Raw genomic sequence first — 16,328 nt, 5'->3', positions numbered from 1 at the left:
AGAAGATATCTTGTAAATCTAAGTGATGCATCTTAAATAGTCTTAATTAAGATGTTCAGATTTTTATTTAGGATAACAGCTTGATAATGTTCGTTTAAGTTATGGAGCATTTGGGGAGGGTGAACAATGCAAGATGCGCATTGTAAGAATTGGAATGGTTCAAAATAGTGGTTATTTTGAACCATTCACATCAGTGATTAGCTAAAGAACATTACCGATACGCACAGGATACCGACGATCAACGTAATTAGATTTCCGATGGAGCGCCAGGGCTTAAGTGCCGGGATGAGATATGTTGACAGCGTTGGCATGATAAAAAGAATCATGGCAATAAGTGGACCACTGATCGCATAAATCATCGAAATTGCATTAGGGTTTATGCAGCAAACGATGAAAGTAATCAGTGATACTAACATAATTGATAGCGCGCGGTTAAATGCACGGCTTTTTTTAACCCCTGCCTGCTGTAGCGTTGTTTTGACTAATTCCGTTGCACCTTCAATAACACCAAAGTAGGTGCCTAAAAATGATTTAGACATTGCTACAACCGCGACAATTATTCCGGAAATCGACAACCATGCAGGGGCATTTGGCAGCATAGAAAGTGCCGATAAAATGGTAACGCCCTCCTCTTTAGCTGTTTCAATATAAGAAGGTGGTATTGATAACAGGCAGCTAAAGACGAAGAAAAGTACGCTCACGCAGATGATGAGATAAGCGACTTTCATAATTTTTTTGCATTTATCCATAGCGTGTTCGCCATATTTTTCACGTCTATCAATAGCAAACGTAGAAATAATGGGCGTATGGCTAAAGGCGAAAACCATCACGGGAATCGATATCCATATCTGGTGAAGGGTATTCTGATTGAACTCTACCTGGGTAGTTAATAGAGCTGGTTGCCAGCTACCGACGAGGTAGAAAGAAAGAAATAAGAAATAGGCAATTAGTGGAAACACCAAAAATCCCATTACCCGAATTGTGGCATGGCGCCCCATCAGAAAGATGAGATTCAGAATTAACACAACACCCAGACTCACCAGCATACGAATGCGCAGGTCGATGACCATATGCTTTGCCAGTTGTTCTGTCAGCGAATTGGTGATTGCCACTGCATATATCAACACGACGACAAAAAAAGCAATGAAGTAAAGAGTGGTAATCAGATTGCCGATCTTCTTGCCATAGTAATGAGTTACTGCGCCAGTAATCCCTTCGCCTGCGGATGTTTTTGAAGAAAGGATGAACTGGCACAGGGCCTTATGTGGCCAATATGTTAAAGGCCATGCGACCAGTGCTGTAATAAACAGGACTACCGCTCCCGCTGAACCTAGCTGAATAGGGAGAAAGAGCGTGCCTGCGCCAACGGCTGTGCCGTAAAGTGCGAAGCTCCAGAGAGTTTCTTCTTTTGACCAAATTTTAGACATTATTTGAACGTATCATCTACAAATTAAGAAAAATGGAGGGCAATTTACCATAAACCAGGTCAAACATGGGAGATTAACGCTATATCAGCTCATGGATTCATGGGTTAGTAGATGCAAACCTTGCGTGCCAGTTGGGTATCCATCCCTCATTCCGGTGAATTTCCTTTGTGATAAAAATCACTATTTTTAAACATTTAAAATAATTTTTATTAACAATCATTTACTATTGCGCTGTTAATCTGTGCGAGGTTGTGATGAAAGACGTTGTGATTGTCGGTGCGTTACGAACACCTATCGGCTGCTTTCGTGGAGCGTTGGCTGGCCATTCTGCCGTAGAACTTGGTAGCCTGGTCGTGAAAGCGTTATTAGAACGCACTGGCGTTGCTGCACATGCGGTGGATGAAGTGATTCTGGGGCAGGTTCTGACCGCAGGGGCTGGGCAGAATCCGGCACGGCAATCGGCCATTAAAGGTGGTCTACCCAACAGTGTTTCGGCAATTACGATTAATGATGTTTGTGGTTCCGGGTTAAAAGCACTGCACCTTGCCACACAAGCGATCCAGTGTGGCGAGGCTGATATTGTCATCGCCGGTGGTCAGGAAAACATGAGTCGCGCACCACATGTCCTGACTGATAGCCGTACCGGAGCACAGCTTGGTGATAGCCAACTGGTTGATAGTCTGGTGCATGATGGCTTATGGGATGCATTCAATGATTACCATATTGGTGTCACTGCCGAAAATCTGGCGCGTGAATATGGTATCAGCCGTCAATTACAAGATGCCTATGCACTTAGTTCACAACAAAAAGCGCGGGCGGCCATTGACGCTGGACGATTCAACGATGAGATTGTCCCGGTAAGAACGCAAAACAATGGGCAACTATTGATTGTTGATACCGATGAGCAGCCGCGTACGGATGCCAGTGCAGAAGGGCTGGCTAGCTTAAATCCGTCATTTGATCGCCACGGTTCTGTTACTGCGGGTAATGCTTCATCTATTAATGATGGTGCTGCTGCAGTAATGATGATGAGCGAAGCCAAAGCGCGAGAATTGAATTTACCCGTGCTGGCACGTATTCGCGCCTTTGCCAGTGTTGGTGTTGATCCTGCGCTGATGGGTATTGCTCCGGTATATGCGACTCGCCGTTGCCTTGAGCGTGTGGGCTGGCAGCTTTCTGATGTCGATCTTATTGAGGCTAATGAAGCGTTTGCCGCGCAGGCGCTTTCCGTTGGCAAAATGCTCGAATGGGATGAACGTCGGGTCAATGTTAACGGTGGCGCAATTGCGTTGGGTCACCCGATTGGCGCATCCGGTTGCCGTATTCTGGTTTCTTTGGTCCATGAAATGGTAAAACGCAATGCGCGTAAAGGGCTGGCTACACTTTGTATTGGCGGTGGTCAGGGCGTGGCGTTAACTATTGAACGTGACGACCCGATCTAAATTCCTTTCTATTCGTTAAACATCTGCCGCCATCAAGCCATTTCATGATGATGGTTGGCACGTCTGCGCACATACCCTATAGACTCTGAATTTTTCCTTCACCTGACCTATTCGTGATCGACGCGACACTTTTCTCAATCTCTAATCAAAAAATGAAACAATGTTTTATTTTTGATTGAAAAGCACACTGTGCAGGCATATCATCCTTTAAAGAATAAAACGAAACGATGTTTCACAATCGTTGTGATTTTACAGTTCAATGATTATCGGAGGTTGATGTGGACGTAAGACAGAGCATCCACAGTGCGCATGCAAAAACGCTGGATACCCAGGGGCTGCGCAATGAATTTTTGGTTGAAAAGGTATTCGTCGCGGATGAGTACACGATGGTTTACAGCCACATTGACCGCATTATTGTTGGCGGCATTATGCCGGTAGCAAAAACGGTTTCCGTTGGTGGGGAAGTTGGAAAACAACTGGGCGTGAGCTACTTCCTGGAACGTCGCGAGCTGGGCGTTATTAATATTGGCGGCGCTGGTACGATTACCGTCGATGGTCAATGCTACGAAATCGGTCACCGCGACGCTCTCTATGTTGGTAAAGGTGCAAAAGAAGTGGTCTTTGCCAGCATTGATAGTGCCACTCCGGCGAAGTTTTATTACAACTGCGCACCTGCTCATACGACGTATCCCACTAAAAAAGTGACCCCGGCTGAAGTCGCTCCGGTTACGCTGGGCGATAACATCACCAGTAATCGTCGCACAATTAACAAATATTTTGTGCCAGATGTGCTGGAAACCTGCCAGTTGAGCATGGGGCTAACGGAGCTGGCTCCGGGAAACCTGTGGAATACCATGCCATGCCACACCCACGAGCGTCGGATGGAAGTTTACTTCTATTTCAACATGGATGATGACGCCTGCGTTTTCCACATGATGGGGCAACCGCAAGAAACGCGTCACATTGTGATGCATAACGAGCAGGCAGTCATTTCCCCGAGTTGGTCTATCCACTCCGGCGTAGGGACCAAAGCTTATACCTTTATCTGGGGCATGGTCGGTGAAAACCAGGTCTTCGATGATATGGACCACGTTGCCGTTAAAGACCTGCGCTAGTTGCGGGCAAAATGAATAAGGTATTGTCATGATTTTAAAAGAATTTTCTCTTGATGGTAAAGTCGCGGTAGTCACTGGTTGTGATACTGGACTGGGGCAGGGGATGGCGCTGGGACTAGCGCAAGCGGGCTGTGATATCGTCGGTATTAATATCGTTGAACCGACCGAAACCATTGAACAGGTCACGGCGCTGGGGCGTCGCTTTTTAAGCCTGACCGCCGATCTACGTCAGATTGATGGCATTCCTGCACTGCTGGATCGTGCGGTAGCAGAGTTCGGCCATATTGATATCCTGGTCAATAACGCCGGATTGATTCGCCGTGAAGATGCACTCGATTTCAGTGAAAAAGACTGGGACGATGTGATGAACCTGAACATCAAAAGTGTATTTTTCATGTCCCAGGCGGCGGCGAAACACTTCATTGCACAGGGCAACGGCGGCAAGATTATCAATATCGCTTCGATGCTCTCATTTCAGGGCGGGATCCGCGTACCTTCGTATACCGCATCAAAAAGCGGCGTGATGGGCGTGACCCGCCTGATGGCGAACGAATGGGCAAAACATAACATCAACGTTAATGCGATTGCTCCGGGCTACATGGCGACCAACAATACCCAACAACTGCGGGCTGATGAAAAGCGTAGTGCGGAAATTCTTGACCGCATCCCGGCAGGGCGTTGGGGATTGCCGAGCGATCTAATGGGGCCAGTGGTGTTCCTTGCCTCCAGTGCTTCAGACTATGTGAATGGTTATACCATCGCCGTAGATGGCGGCTGGCTGGCGCGTTAAGTTATTCAATTCATTTTTATGACCCTGCCATATGGCAGGGTTTTTTATACCTGCAGATCATCATAATCCATATCTCGGTTATGAAATAATCCATATAAATTATCAATTAATAAACTTTATGAGTTTTATCTGCTTTAAAATTAGGTAGTTAATAATAATGTTAATAATTTTACTTAATTTGAAAATTGGAATGTCCATCACATAACCGTATGTCGTAGCAATTTAATCCATATTTATACTAATTCCGACCTGACACCAGAATGAGTTGTTCACGTATTTTTTCACTATGTCTTATTCTCTGCTGGCAGGAAAAAAATGGTTACTATCAATACGGAATCTGCTTTAACGCCGCGTCCTCTGCGAGATACGCGTCGTATGAATATGTTTGTTTCGGTAGCTGCTGCGGTCGCAGGATTGTTATTCGGTCTTGATATCGGGGTCATCGCCGGAGCGTTGCCGTTCATTACCGATCACTTTGTGCTAACCAGTCGATTGCAGGAATGGGTGGTCAGTAGCATGATGCTCGGCGCGGCAATTGGTGCGCTGTTCAATGGTTGGCTGTCGTTCCGCCTGGGACGTAAATACAGTTTGATGGCAGGGGCTATCCTGTTTGTGCTCGGTTCGATAGGGTCGGCTTTTGCGACCAGCGTAGAAATGTTAATCGCCGCTCGTGTGGTGCTTGGTATTGCCGTGGGGATTGCCTCTTATACAGCTCCACTGTACCTCTCTGAAATGGCGAGTGAAAATGTACGTGGCAAGATGATCAGTATGTACCAATTGATGGTAACGCTGGGCATCGTGCTGGCATTTTTATCCGACACGGCATTCAGCTATAGCGGTAACTGGCGTGCAATGTTAGGTGTTCTTGCCTTACCGGCAGTCCTGCTGATTATTCTGGTTGTTTTCCTGCCAAATAGCCCGCGCTGGCTGGCGGAGAAAGGGCGTCATATCGAGGCGGAAGAAGTGCTGCGTATGCTGCGCGATACATCAGAAAAAGCGCGAGAAGAACTTAACGAAATTCGTGAAAGCCTGAAGTTAAAACAGGGCGGTTGGGCGCTGTTTAAAATCAACCGTAACGTACGTCGTGCGGTATTCCTCGGTATGTTGTTGCAGGCGATGCAACAATTTACCGGTATGAACATCATCATGTACTACGCGCCGCGCATCTTCAAAATGGCGGGCTTTACGACGACCGAACAGCAGATAATTGCGACTCTGGTCGTGGGGCTAACCTTTATGTTTGCTACTTTTATTGCGGTGTTTACGGTAGATAAAGCAGGGCGTAAGCCGGCTCTGAAAATTGGCTTCAGCGTGATGGCGTTAGGCACTCTGGTGCTGGGCTATTGCCTGATGCAGTTTGATAACGGTACGGCTTCCAGTGGCCTGTCCTGGCTCTCTGTTGGCATGACGATGATGTGTATTGCCGGTTATGCGATGAGCGCCGCGCCAGTGGTGTGGATCCTGTGCTCTGAAATTCAGCCGCTGAAATGCCGCGATTTTGGTATTACCTGTTCGACCACCACGAACTGGGTGTCGAACATGATTATCGGCGCGACCTTCCTGACGCTGCTCGACAGCATTGGTGCTGCCGGTACGTTCTGGCTCTACACCGCGCTGAACATTGCGTTTGTGGGCATTACCTTCTGGCTCATTCCGGAAACCAAAAATGTCACGCTGGAACATATCGAACGCAAACTGATGGCAGGCGAGAAATTGAGAAATATCGGCATCTGATGTCTCTGGCCGGATGTGCTGTACATCCGGCCTTTTTTTCGCTAATAGAGATCAGGCGCCAGGCCGTTGAGTTCCTTATTCAGCCTTGCTGCATTAACTCACAAGTCAGGAGAAAGGAATGAAAACAATTGGTCTGCTAGGGGGTATGAGCTGGGAATCCACTATTCCTTACTATCGTCTGATAAATGAAGGCATTAAACAGCGACTTGGTGGGCTTCACTCGGCGCAGGTGCTGCTACATAGCGTTGATTTTCATGAAATAGAAGAGTGTCAACGTCGCGGGGAGTGGGACAAAGCAGGAGAAATTCTGGCTGAAGCGGCGCTTGGCTTACAGCGGGCGGGGGCTGAAGGCATTGTGTTATGTACCAATACGATGCACAAAGTAGCGGATGCTATCGAATCCCGTTGTTCACTGCCTTTCTTACATATTGCGGATGCCACTGGACGTGCAATTACCCGTGCCGGAATGACTCGCGTGGCGCTGCTGGGTACACGCTACACCATGGAACAGGATTTTTATCGTGGGCGACTGGCGGAGCAATTTTCCATCGACTGTCTGATCCCTGAAGCGGATGAAAGGGCGAAAATTAATCAGATTATTTTTGAAGAACTGTGTCTGGGGCATTTTAGCGAAACATCTCGCACTTATTATGCGCAAGTGATTGCTCGCCTCGCAGAACAGGGCGCGCAGGGCGTCATTTTTGGCTGTACGGAAATTGGTTTACTGGTGCCAGAAGAGCGCAGTGTTCTGCCTGTGTATGATACTGCGGCTATTCATGCCGAGGATGCAGTAGCCTTTATGCTGTCGTAATTCGCTACAAAATAGCCTCAAGAGCGGCAACCAGTTTTGGTAAACCGGTTTGTAAATGCTTGCTGAATGCCTGCACCAGTGCTGATGACGGGCGGTGCAGAGGGCGAATCAGGCTGACGGTGAAGGGAACCGCAATACTGAACCGCCGAACCACTAATCCGCTTGCCGCATAATCCAGAGCGGTGAGCGGGTTAACTACCGAAACTCCCGCCCCCGCCCGTACCATCGCGCAAACTGACGCGGCGCTATGGGTTTCTACTATCATGCGTCGTTTAACCTGATTCTCACTAAACAACTGATCCAACAGCTGGCGATAGCTGTCAGTACGGGAAAGGCTGATGTAGTTCTCACCGTGAAAATCTTCCGGTGTTAATACCTTTTTTACCGCCAGCGGATGGCCCGGCGGTAAAACACACACTTCGTCTAAAGACAGTAATTCGGTGCGTTCCGTACCCGCAGGCGTATGCAGCGTTTCGGTGAGTCCGAGATCATGACGCTGTGCCGAAAGCCACTCTTCAAGTAGCGGTGATTCCTGCGGGATAATGTTTAAGCTGACTTCAGGATAACGGGCCAGAAACGGTTGTAGCAGCGGCGGCAAAAAAGACTGCGAAAAGACCGGCAGGCAGGCAATAGACAGTTCTCCCTGGCGAAACTCGCGCAGACTTTCGGCGGCGCTGACGATGCGATCCAGCCCGTACCAGGAGCGCTGTACTTCTTCAAACAGACGCAGCCCTTGAACAGTAGGGTGTAATCGACCGCGTACGCGTTCAAACAGTTTCAATCCGATCACCTTTTCAAAGCGCGCCAGTTCTCGGCTGACAGTTGGCTGTGAAGTATGTAGCAGTTGTGCCGCCTCAGTCAGGCTGCCGGCGGTCATAACCGCATGAAAAATTTCAATATGACGTAAGTTAACGGCGGCCATTGGCGTTCTCTCGCAATCCGGTAATCCATATCATTTTTGCATAGACTCGACATAAATCGATATTTTTTATTCTTTTTATGATGTGGCGTAATCATAAAAAAGCACTTATCTGGAGTTTGTTATGCCACATTCACTGTTCAGCACCGATACCGATCTCACCGCCGAAAATCTACTGCGTTTGCCCTCAGAATTTGGCTGCCCGGTGTGGGTCTACGATGCGCAAATTATTCGTCGGCAGATTGCAGCGCTGAAACAGTTTGATGTGGTGCGCTTCGCGCAGAAAGCCTGTTCCAATATTCATATTTTGCGCTTAATGCGCGAACAGGGCGTGAAAGTGGATTCCGTCTCATTGGGCGAAATAGAGCGTGCGTTGGCGGCGGGTTACAATCCGCAAACGCACCCCGATGATATTGTTTTTACGGCAGATGTTATCGATCAGATGACGCTTGAACGCGTCAGTGAATTGCAAATTCCGGTGAATGCGGGTTCTGTTGATATGCTCGACCAACTGGGCCAGGTTTCGCCAGGGCATAGGGTATGGCTGCGCGTTAATCCGGGGTTTGGTCACGGACATAGCCAAAAAACCAATACCGGTGGCGAAAACAGCAAGCACGGTATCTGGTATACCGATCTGCCAGCCGCACTGGACGTGATACAACGTCATCATATGCAATTGGTTGGCATTCACATGCATATCGGTTCTGGTGTTGATTATGCGCATCTGGAACAGGTGTGTGGTGCGATGGTGCGTCAGGTTGTCGATTTTGGTCAGGATTTACAGGCTATTTCTGCGGGGGGCGGGCTTTCTGTTCCGTATCAGCAGGGAGAAGAGGCGGTTGATACTGAACATTATTATGGTCTGTGGAATGCCGCGCGTGAGCAAATCGCCCGCCATCTCGGTCACCCTGTGAAACTGGAAATCGAACCGGGTCGCTTCCTGGTAGCGCAGTCTGGTGTGTTAATTACCCAGGTGCGGAGCGTCAAACAAATGGGGAGTCGCCACTTTGTGCTGGTTGACGCTGGATTTAACGATCTGATGCGCCCGGCAATGTACGGCAGTTACCACCATATTAGCGCGCTGGCGGCTGATGGTCGCTCTCTTGAACATGCGCCAACGGTGGAAACCGTTGTCGCAGGACCATTATGTGAATCGGGCGATGTCTTTACCCAGCAGGAAGGGGGGAATGTCGAAACCCGTGCCTTACCGGAAGTGAAGGCTGGCGATTATCTGGTGCTGCATGATACCGGCGCATATGGTGCGTCAATGTCATCTAACTACAATAGTCGCCCACTGTTGCCAGAAGTTCTGTTTGATAATGGTCAGGCGCGGTTGATTCGCCGCCGCCAGACCATTGAGGAATTACTGGCGCTCGAGTTGCTTTAATCGCGGCTAGTCGCTGGCTGCGTTATGACTTGCATCCAGCGACGGTGTTGAAACTGAATGGCGACGTACCAGCGTAGGACTAAAGACGTTGGTGATTTCTGGCAGTGGGCGATTATCCGCCAGCGCCAATGCCAGTTCTGCAGCCTGGGTCGCCATTGTCACTATTGGGTAACGGACCGTGGTCAGCCGTGGGCGCACATAGCGTGACACCAGCACATCATCAAAACCAATCAGTGAAATTTCACCCGGTACATCAATCCCATTGTCATTGAGCACGCCCATCGCGCCTGCCGCCATCGAGTCGTTATAACAAGCCACGGCGGTGAAATTTCTGCCTCTTCCCAACAGTTCAGTCATCGCCTGTTCGCCACCGCTTTCGTCCGGTTCGCCGAAAGTCACCAGCCGATCATTAGCCGGAATACCGCTTTCGGCAAGGGCATCGTAATACCCTCGCAGACGATCTTCGGCATCAGAAATAGAGTGGTTAGAGCAGAGATAACCAATGCGCGTATGACCCTGCTGAATTAAATGGCGTGTTGCCAGCCAGGCACCGTAGCGATCGTCCAGTGCGATACAACGACTCTCAAAACCCGGAAGGATCCGGTTGATTAACACCATGCCGGGTATTTGCTTCATCAATGAGGACAAATCGGCATCCGGGATCATTTTGGCATGGACGACCAGCGCGGCGCAGCGATGGCGAATCAACTGCTCAATGGCCTGGCGCTCTTTTTGTTCGTTGTGGTAACCGTTGCCAATTAATAAGAAATTACCGGTATGGTAAGCCACCTGTTCGACCGCTTTCACCATTGCACCGAAAAACGGATCGGAAACATCACCAACGACCAGTCCAACCGTTTCAGTGGTCTGTTGAGCCAACGCGCGGGCGTTAGCGTTCGGGTGATAACTCAGAGATTCCATTGCGCTATGCACAGCCAGACGAGAAGCTTCGCTGGCTTTTGGAGAGTTATTAATGACGCGGGAAACGGTGGCGACTGAAACGCCTGCCAGTCGGGCTACATCCTTAATGGTCGCCATGAAAATACCTTTGTGGGTAAACGCTTACATTCTGCCAGTGTTACGGAAAACGCCCGTTGGTTCAAGGGGCGTTGTGATTTCAGCGAGGGAAGTGTGCGCGAAACGAGAATACGTAAGGAAAAAAAGAGATTGCAAACCTTTGGTTACACTTTGCGAAACGCTGTTGCGATTGACTGCTGGTGGCATTTGTCTACAGGTTGATAAAGTGGTGATCCCAGAGGTATTGATAGGTGAAGTCAACTTCGGGTTGAGCACATGAATTACACCAGCCTGCGCAGATGCGCAGGTTTTTTTTGCCTGTCGCAAATCTGTAACAGTAACCGACAATTTACACACCTCGTTGCATTTCCCTTCATTCCTTTGCTTTTTCTCGCTGGCGAAGCGTCGTCGTGCGGACCACAATCAAGATCCCAGAGGTATTGATTGGTGAGATTATTCGGTACGCTCTTCGTACCCTGTCTCTTGCACCAACCTGCGCGGATGCGCAGGTTTTTTTTCGCACCCATTTTACTGTCGCTCGTGTTCTCCTTCTGGTGTAATCTCGCACCATTCGCTTTTATTAAAGAATGAGCAAAGGGAGTTGGAATGCTTTTTAGCTTTTTTCGTAATTTGTGCCGTGTCCTGTACCGTGTTCGCGTGACAGGCGACACCCAGGCACTGAAGGGCGAGCGCGTTCTTATCACGCCCAATCACGTCTCATTTATTGATGGCATTCTGCTGGCGCTGTTTTTACCTGTTCGCCCTGTTTTTGCCGTTTACACCTCCATCAGCCAGCAGTGGTATATGCGTTGGCTGAAATCATTGATCGACTTCGTTCCCCTTGACCCGACGCAACCCATGGCAATTAAACATCTGGTACGTCTGGTTGAACAGGGGCGACCGGTGGTGATTTTTCCTGAAGGACGAATCACGACAACCGGCTCGCTGATGAAAATCTACGATGGCGCGGGTTTTGTCGCTGCGAAGTCAGGTGCGACAGTCATTCCAGTGCGAATTGAAGGGGCGGAGCTTACGCACTTCAGTCGCCTGAAAGGTCTGGTTAAACGGCGCTTGTTCCCGCAAATTCATCTGCATATTTTGCCTCCCACGCAGGTGCCGATGCCAGATGCGCCGCGCGCCCGTGACCGCCGTAAAATCGCGGGGGAAATGCTGCACCAAATTATGATGGAAGCGCGTATGGCGGTACGCCCACGTGAAACTCTGTACGAATCACTACTGAGCGCAATGTACCGTTTTGGGGCCAGGAAAAAGTGTGTCGAAGACGTCAACTTTACCCCGGATACCTATCGCAAGTTGCTCACTAAAACACTGTTTGTTGGTCGCATCCTCGAAAAATATAGCGTTGAAGGGGAAAGAATCGGCTTAATGCTGCCCAATGCGGGCATTAGTGCGGCAGTGATTTTTGGGGCCATCGCCCGTCGCCGTATTCCGGCAATGATGAACTACACCGCCGGGGTAAAAGGGCTGACCAGCGCCATTACGGCGGCTGAAATCAAAACTATCTTCACTTCCCGCCAGTTCCTCGACAAAGGCAAACTCTGGCATCTGCCGGAGCAGCTGACTCAGGTACGCTGGGTGTATCTGGAAGATTTAAAAGCGGATGTCACCACTGCCGACAAAGTGTGGATCTTCGCCCATCTGTTGATGCCGCGTCTGGCACAGGTAAAACAGCAGCCAGAAGAAGAGGCGCTGATCCTCTTTACCTCCGGTTCTGAAGGCCATCCGAAAGGCGTCGTCCATAGCCATAAAAGCATTCTGGCGAACGTCGAACAGATTAAAACGATTGCCGATTTCACCACCAACGATCGCTTTATGTCGGCGTTACCGCTATTTCACTCTTTTGGTCTAACGGTTGGCCTGTTTACGCCCCTGCTGACGGGCGCAGAAGTCTTCCTTTACCCCAGTCCATTGCATTACCGCATTGTGCCTGAACTGGTGTACGACCGCAGTTGTACGGTGCTTTTCGGCACTTCGACCTTCCTTGGTCATTACGCGCGCTTCGCCAACCCGTATGACTTCTATCGTCTACGCTATGTGGTGGCTGGCGCGGAGAAACTACAAGAAGGCACCAAACGACTTTGGCAGGATAAATTTGGTCTGCGTATTCTTGAAGGCTACGGCGTGACTGAATGCGCGCCAGTCGTGTCCATCAACGTACCGATGGCAGCGAAACCCGGCACCGTCGGGCGCATTTTGCCGGGGATGGATGCACGTCTGCTGGCGGTTCCGGGTATTGAAGAAGGTGGTCGCCTGCAACTAAAAGGGCCGAACATAATGAACGGCTACCTGCGAGTGGAGAAACCGGGCGTGCTGGAAGTGCCCACCGCCGAGAATGTTCGCGGCGAGATGGAGCGCGGCTGGTATGACACTGGCGATATCGTGCGTTTTGATGAACAGGGATTTGTGCAGATTCAGGGGCGGGCAAAACGCTTCGCCAAAATTGCCGGAGAGATGGTTTCACTGGAAATGGTGGAACAACTGGCACTTGGTGTTTCTCCAGATAAAGTCCATGCCACCGCGATTAAGAGCGACGCCAGTAAAGGCGAGGCGCTGGTATTGTTCACTACAGACAGCGAACTGACGCGCGATAAACTACAGCAATACGCCCGCGAGCACGGCGTACCGGAACTTGCCGTACCGCGTGACATTCGCTATTTGAAACAGATGCCATTACTGGGCAGCGGCAAGCCTGACTTTGTCACGTTGAAAAGTTGGGTAGACGAAGCGGAAAAACACGATGAGTGAGTCAGTGCACACTAACACTTCGCTATGGTCGAAGGGAATGAAAGCGGTTATCGCCGCGCAGTTTCTCTCTGCGTTTGGCGATAATGCACTGCTGTTTGCCACTCTGGCGCTACTGAAAGCGCAGTTCTACCCAGACTGGAGTCAGCCAATCCTACAAATGGTGTTTGTGGGGGCTTACATTCTTTTTGCGCCGTTTGTCGGTCAGGTGGCGGATAGCTTTGCGAAAGGCCGGGTAATGATGTTTGCCAACGGCCTTAAGTTGCTGGGTGCTGCAAGTATCTGTTTTGGCATTAATCCGTTTTTCGGTTATACGCTGGTGGGCGTCGGTGCAGCGGCTTATTCTCCGGCGAAATACGGTATTCTTGGCGAGTTAACTACCGGTAATCAGTTAGTGAAGGCTAATGGCTTGATGGAAGCCTCCACCATTGCGGCGATTTTGCTCGGCTCCGTAGCCGGTGGCGTGCTGGCGGACTGGCATGTTCTTGCCGCGCTGGCGGCCTGTGCGATGGCTTATGCTGGCGCGGTAGCCGCAAATCTCTACATTCCGAAACTGGCGGCGGCGCGTCCGGGGCAGTCGTGGAATCTTATCAACATGACCCGCAGTTTCCTGAATGCCTGCACCTCGCTATGGCGCAATGGTGAAACGCGTTTTTCGCTGGTAGGCACCAGTTTATTCTGGGGCGCGGGGGTTACGTTGCGTTTCCTGTTGGTGCTATGGGTGCCGGTGGCGCTGGGCATTACCGATAACGCGACCCCGACCTACCTCAACGCGATGGTGGCGATTGGTATCGTGGTTGGTGCGGGGGCGGCAGCAAAACTGGTCACCCTGGAAACCGTATCACGCTGCATGCCAGCCGGCATTTTGATTGGCGTGGTGGTGCTGATTTTCTCCCTGCAACACGAGCTGCTGCCAGCCTATGCCTTGCTGATGTTGATTGGCGTGCTGGGGGGCTTTTTTGTCGTTCCTCTGAATGCGTTACTTCAGGAGCGAGGCAAAAAAAGCGTCGGGGCGGGGAATGCGATTGCAGTACAGAATCTCGGCGAAAACAGCGCCATGCTGCTGATGTTAGGAATTTACTCTCTGGCAGTAATGGTAGGCATCCCAGTCGTGCCCATAGGCATTGGCTTTGGTGCGCTGTTTGCGCTGGCAATAACGGCGCTGTGGATTTGGCAACGCCGTCATTAATCTTTTGCCAGATGGCACATTCAGCCATCTGGTGAAGGTCACATTCCCGAAGGGTGCATACCTTTCGGATACTTCACGCTGTAAGAGAATGGCAGACTCACGTTATCTTTGCCTGACAGTTTCATCGTCCAGGTCAGTTCACCCGTTTTCGCATCAAACTGCGCCTGCCCGTACTGCATTTTTTCTACCGTAATATCACTATTAGCACTGACTGGGATCTGGTCGAGCAGAGTGATATCCACCGCTTCGCCGTAGCTGTTCTTCACATTAAGGGTGTAACTGAAGTTACGTATTGCGCTGTCGTTAAAGATAGATAACGCATTCTCTTTTTTGAGTGCGGCTTTACGCTGAATAATCAACTTAGGATCGCGGTTAAGCTGAATATCCAGCGACTTACCATCTTCCGGCGGCTGCAAATAACCCACGCCGGTTCGGTTGTTGCCAAAGAAGATCTGACTTTCGCCGGGGATCAAATTCAACTGTTCCCAGTCTTTGATCTGTACCTGGAGATAAGCATCATTACTTAGTTTTGGAATGGCGAAAAAGCGATATTTGCCAGAGACTGACTCTTCTTTGATTACCATGGTGCGCGCGGTATTGTCGCTGTCGATTTGCCACGGTAAAGAAAGCGCATAGCGAACATTTTGCGCAGTGAAACTTTCAGGGCGCGGTGAAACGGGCGCTGCTGATGCCGCATACATGCGCCCGGCTCGTTGCTCCCTTGTTTTTTGCATCTCTGTCTCCAGGGCTTTCTGCAATTCTGAGGCATCCTGGTCAGAGGACTCTGGCGAATGCTGTTCCATTACGGGGTTCCGCTTTTTAGCTGAAGCAGAAATCGAGCCGCTTACACCACCATACTCCGGTACATCCACATACTGTGTTTCCAGTTGCGGCAAGGTGAGATGGGTATCAGGTTCATTGGTCGAGAGCACGAGATTAACGTTCTTCCATGCAAGCCCGGTGTACTGGCGAATATTAGCCTTATAAACCAGACGCAGCGGCTGGTTAATGGCGCTGGCATGAATATCATAGAGCGGCGTCCATGCGGCATTTGGCGTCATATAGCGCACCACCGCCTTCGCCGTAACGGCTTGGGGGGCATAGACCTTAGCGATAATAACCTGCGGATCATTGGCAGCCTCTGAATCGCCGTTACGCATACTCTCGCGTTGCTCCAGCTTTTCAATTTCAAGCTGGTTATCAGCAAGTTTCTGCGTCAACTCATTGTCGGCTCGTAATAACTCACCATTTTTCTCTTTCACCATTTGCAGATACTTGCCAACTTCGGCGGCACTTTTATTGGTTAATGTGCTATTTGCCTCTAATACCTTAATTTGAGCCGCAATATTGTTTTTCTCGGCGGTTAGTTTTGTCTGTTCCACCTTTGCTGCTTTTAACTGTTGCTGAATCTCTGACGGCAACGCATTCGGCTGTGTTTCCATTAGCGCGATACGTGAGGAAAGCACCGTCACTCCGTTATCGATAGAGATAGCGATGCTGTCGTCGGTTACTGAATTGGCAATATGGGTGAAGATGATTTCGCTTTCACCTGCCGGTAAGTTGAGTGTCTCTTCACCTTGCAGGCTGGCGCCATGCAGATAAACAGTGACGTCTTTAAGTGTTAGCGGTTGGGTTAATTGCGTCCCCCAGGCGGAGGACATACACCCAGTAAGCAACATGGCGAGGGGAAGAGGTTTGAAAATCAACATGGTTATCCTTAACAATGGGCACAGA

The 16,328-nt window shown here is 49.9% G+C and carries 12 protein-coding genes; 8 read left to right on the top strand and 4 right to left on the bottom strand.

All coding sequences use genetic code 11. The features are described 5' to 3' along the window. Nucleotides 1-197 precede the first annotated feature (197 nt). Nucleotides 198-1,427 carry an amino acid permease gene (locus FEM44_RS04160; RefSeq protein ID WP_064529821.1) on the bottom strand — a complete coding sequence of 410 codons (1,230 nt, stop codon included), beginning with the start codon at nt 1,425-1,427 and terminating at the stop codon, nt 198-200. Nucleotides 1,428-1,681: 254 nt separating this feature from the next. Here FEM44_RS04160 and FEM44_RS04155 point away from each other — a divergent pair, with 254 nt between their 5' ends. From FEM44_RS04155 to ygeA, 5 genes are all read left to right on the top strand, one after another. Further along, the gene (locus FEM44_RS04155) at nt 1,682-2,869 is read left to right on the top strand and encodes an acetyl-CoA C-acetyltransferase (protein WP_135521159.1); all 1,188 of its coding nucleotides are present in this window, start codon (nt 1,682-1,684) and stop codon (nt 2,867-2,869) included. Between the two features lie 278 nt (nt 2,870-3,147). Next, a complete protein-coding gene (gene kduI / locus FEM44_RS04145; RefSeq protein WP_130207764.1) occupies nt 3,148-3,984 on the top strand; it encodes a 5-dehydro-4-deoxy-D-glucuronate isomerase in 837 nt (278 codons plus the stop codon). Between the two features lie 28 nt (nt 3,985-4,012). Then, nucleotides 4,013-4,774, top strand: coding sequence for a 2-dehydro-3-deoxy-D-gluconate 5-dehydrogenase KduD (gene kduD, locus FEM44_RS04140; protein ID WP_064529824.1), 762 nt, complete (start codon nt 4,013-4,015; stop codon nt 4,772-4,774). 315 nt (nt 4,775-5,089) lie between these two features. After that, nucleotides 5,090-6,508 (top strand): arabinose-proton symporter AraE, encoded by a 1,419-nt coding sequence (araE, locus tag FEM44_RS04135; protein WP_135521160.1) that lies wholly within the window; start codon nt 5,090-5,092, stop codon nt 6,506-6,508. Nucleotides 6,509-6,626: 118 nt separating this feature from the next. Beyond that, nucleotides 6,627-7,319, top strand: coding sequence for an amino acid racemase (ygeA, locus tag FEM44_RS04130; protein ID WP_135521162.1), 693 nt, complete (start codon nt 6,627-6,629; stop codon nt 7,317-7,319). Between the two features lie 4 nt (nt 7,320-7,323). Here ygeA and lysR read toward each other — a convergent pair whose 3' ends face one another. Continuing rightward, nucleotides 7,324-8,241 carry a DNA-binding transcriptional regulator LysR gene (gene lysR, locus FEM44_RS04125; RefSeq protein ID WP_135521164.1) on the bottom strand — a complete coding sequence of 306 codons (918 nt, stop codon included), beginning with the start codon at nt 8,239-8,241 and terminating at the stop codon, nt 7,324-7,326. Nucleotides 8,242-8,362: 121 nt separating this feature from the next. On the opposite strand from lysR, the gene lysA reads away from it, so the two are divergent. Next, complete coding sequence (gene lysA, locus FEM44_RS04120) at nt 8,363-9,625, top strand: diaminopimelate decarboxylase (protein ID WP_135521165.1); 1,263 nt, start codon at nt 8,363-8,365, stop codon at nt 9,623-9,625. Nucleotides 9,626-9,631: 6 nt separating this feature from the next. On the opposite strand, the gene galR is transcribed toward lysA, so the two are convergent. Next, nucleotides 9,632-10,663, bottom strand: a complete 1,032-nt coding sequence (galR, locus tag FEM44_RS04115) for an HTH-type transcriptional regulator GalR (RefSeq protein ID WP_130207752.1) — start codon at nt 10,661-10,663, stop codon at nt 9,632-9,634. A 585-nt stretch (nt 10,664-11,248) separates the two neighbouring features. On the opposite strand from galR, the gene aas reads away from it, so the two are divergent. Together aas and lplT are read left to right on the top strand one after the other, a co-directional pair. Next, a complete protein-coding gene (gene aas / locus FEM44_RS04110) occupies nt 11,249-13,408 on the top strand; it encodes a bifunctional acyl-ACP--phospholipid O-acyltransferase/long-chain-fatty-acid--ACP ligase (protein ID WP_135521169.1) in 2,160 nt (719 codons plus the stop codon). Then, nucleotides 13,401-14,594, top strand: coding sequence for a lysophospholipid transporter LplT (gene lplT / locus FEM44_RS04105; RefSeq protein ID WP_135521171.1), 1,194 nt, complete (start codon nt 13,401-13,403; stop codon nt 14,592-14,594). The genes aas and lplT overlap by 8 nt, the downstream gene beginning before the upstream one ends. A gap of 38 nt (nt 14,595-14,632) precedes the next feature. Here the strand turns inward: lplT and FEM44_RS04100 are convergent, their stop codons facing one another. Then, entirely contained in the window at nt 14,633-16,303 is a 1,671-nt protein-coding gene (locus FEM44_RS04100) for a DUF4139 domain-containing protein (protein ID WP_135521173.1), read from the bottom strand. Between the last annotated feature and the right edge of the window lie 25 nt (nt 16,304-16,328).

Origin of the sequence: Escherichia sp. E4742 (assembly GCF_005843885.1) — a bacterium.
Classification (GTDB): Bacteria; Pseudomonadota; Gammaproteobacteria; order Enterobacterales; family Enterobacteriaceae; genus Escherichia.
This window is presented reverse-complemented; position numbering and strand designations above follow the sequence as displayed.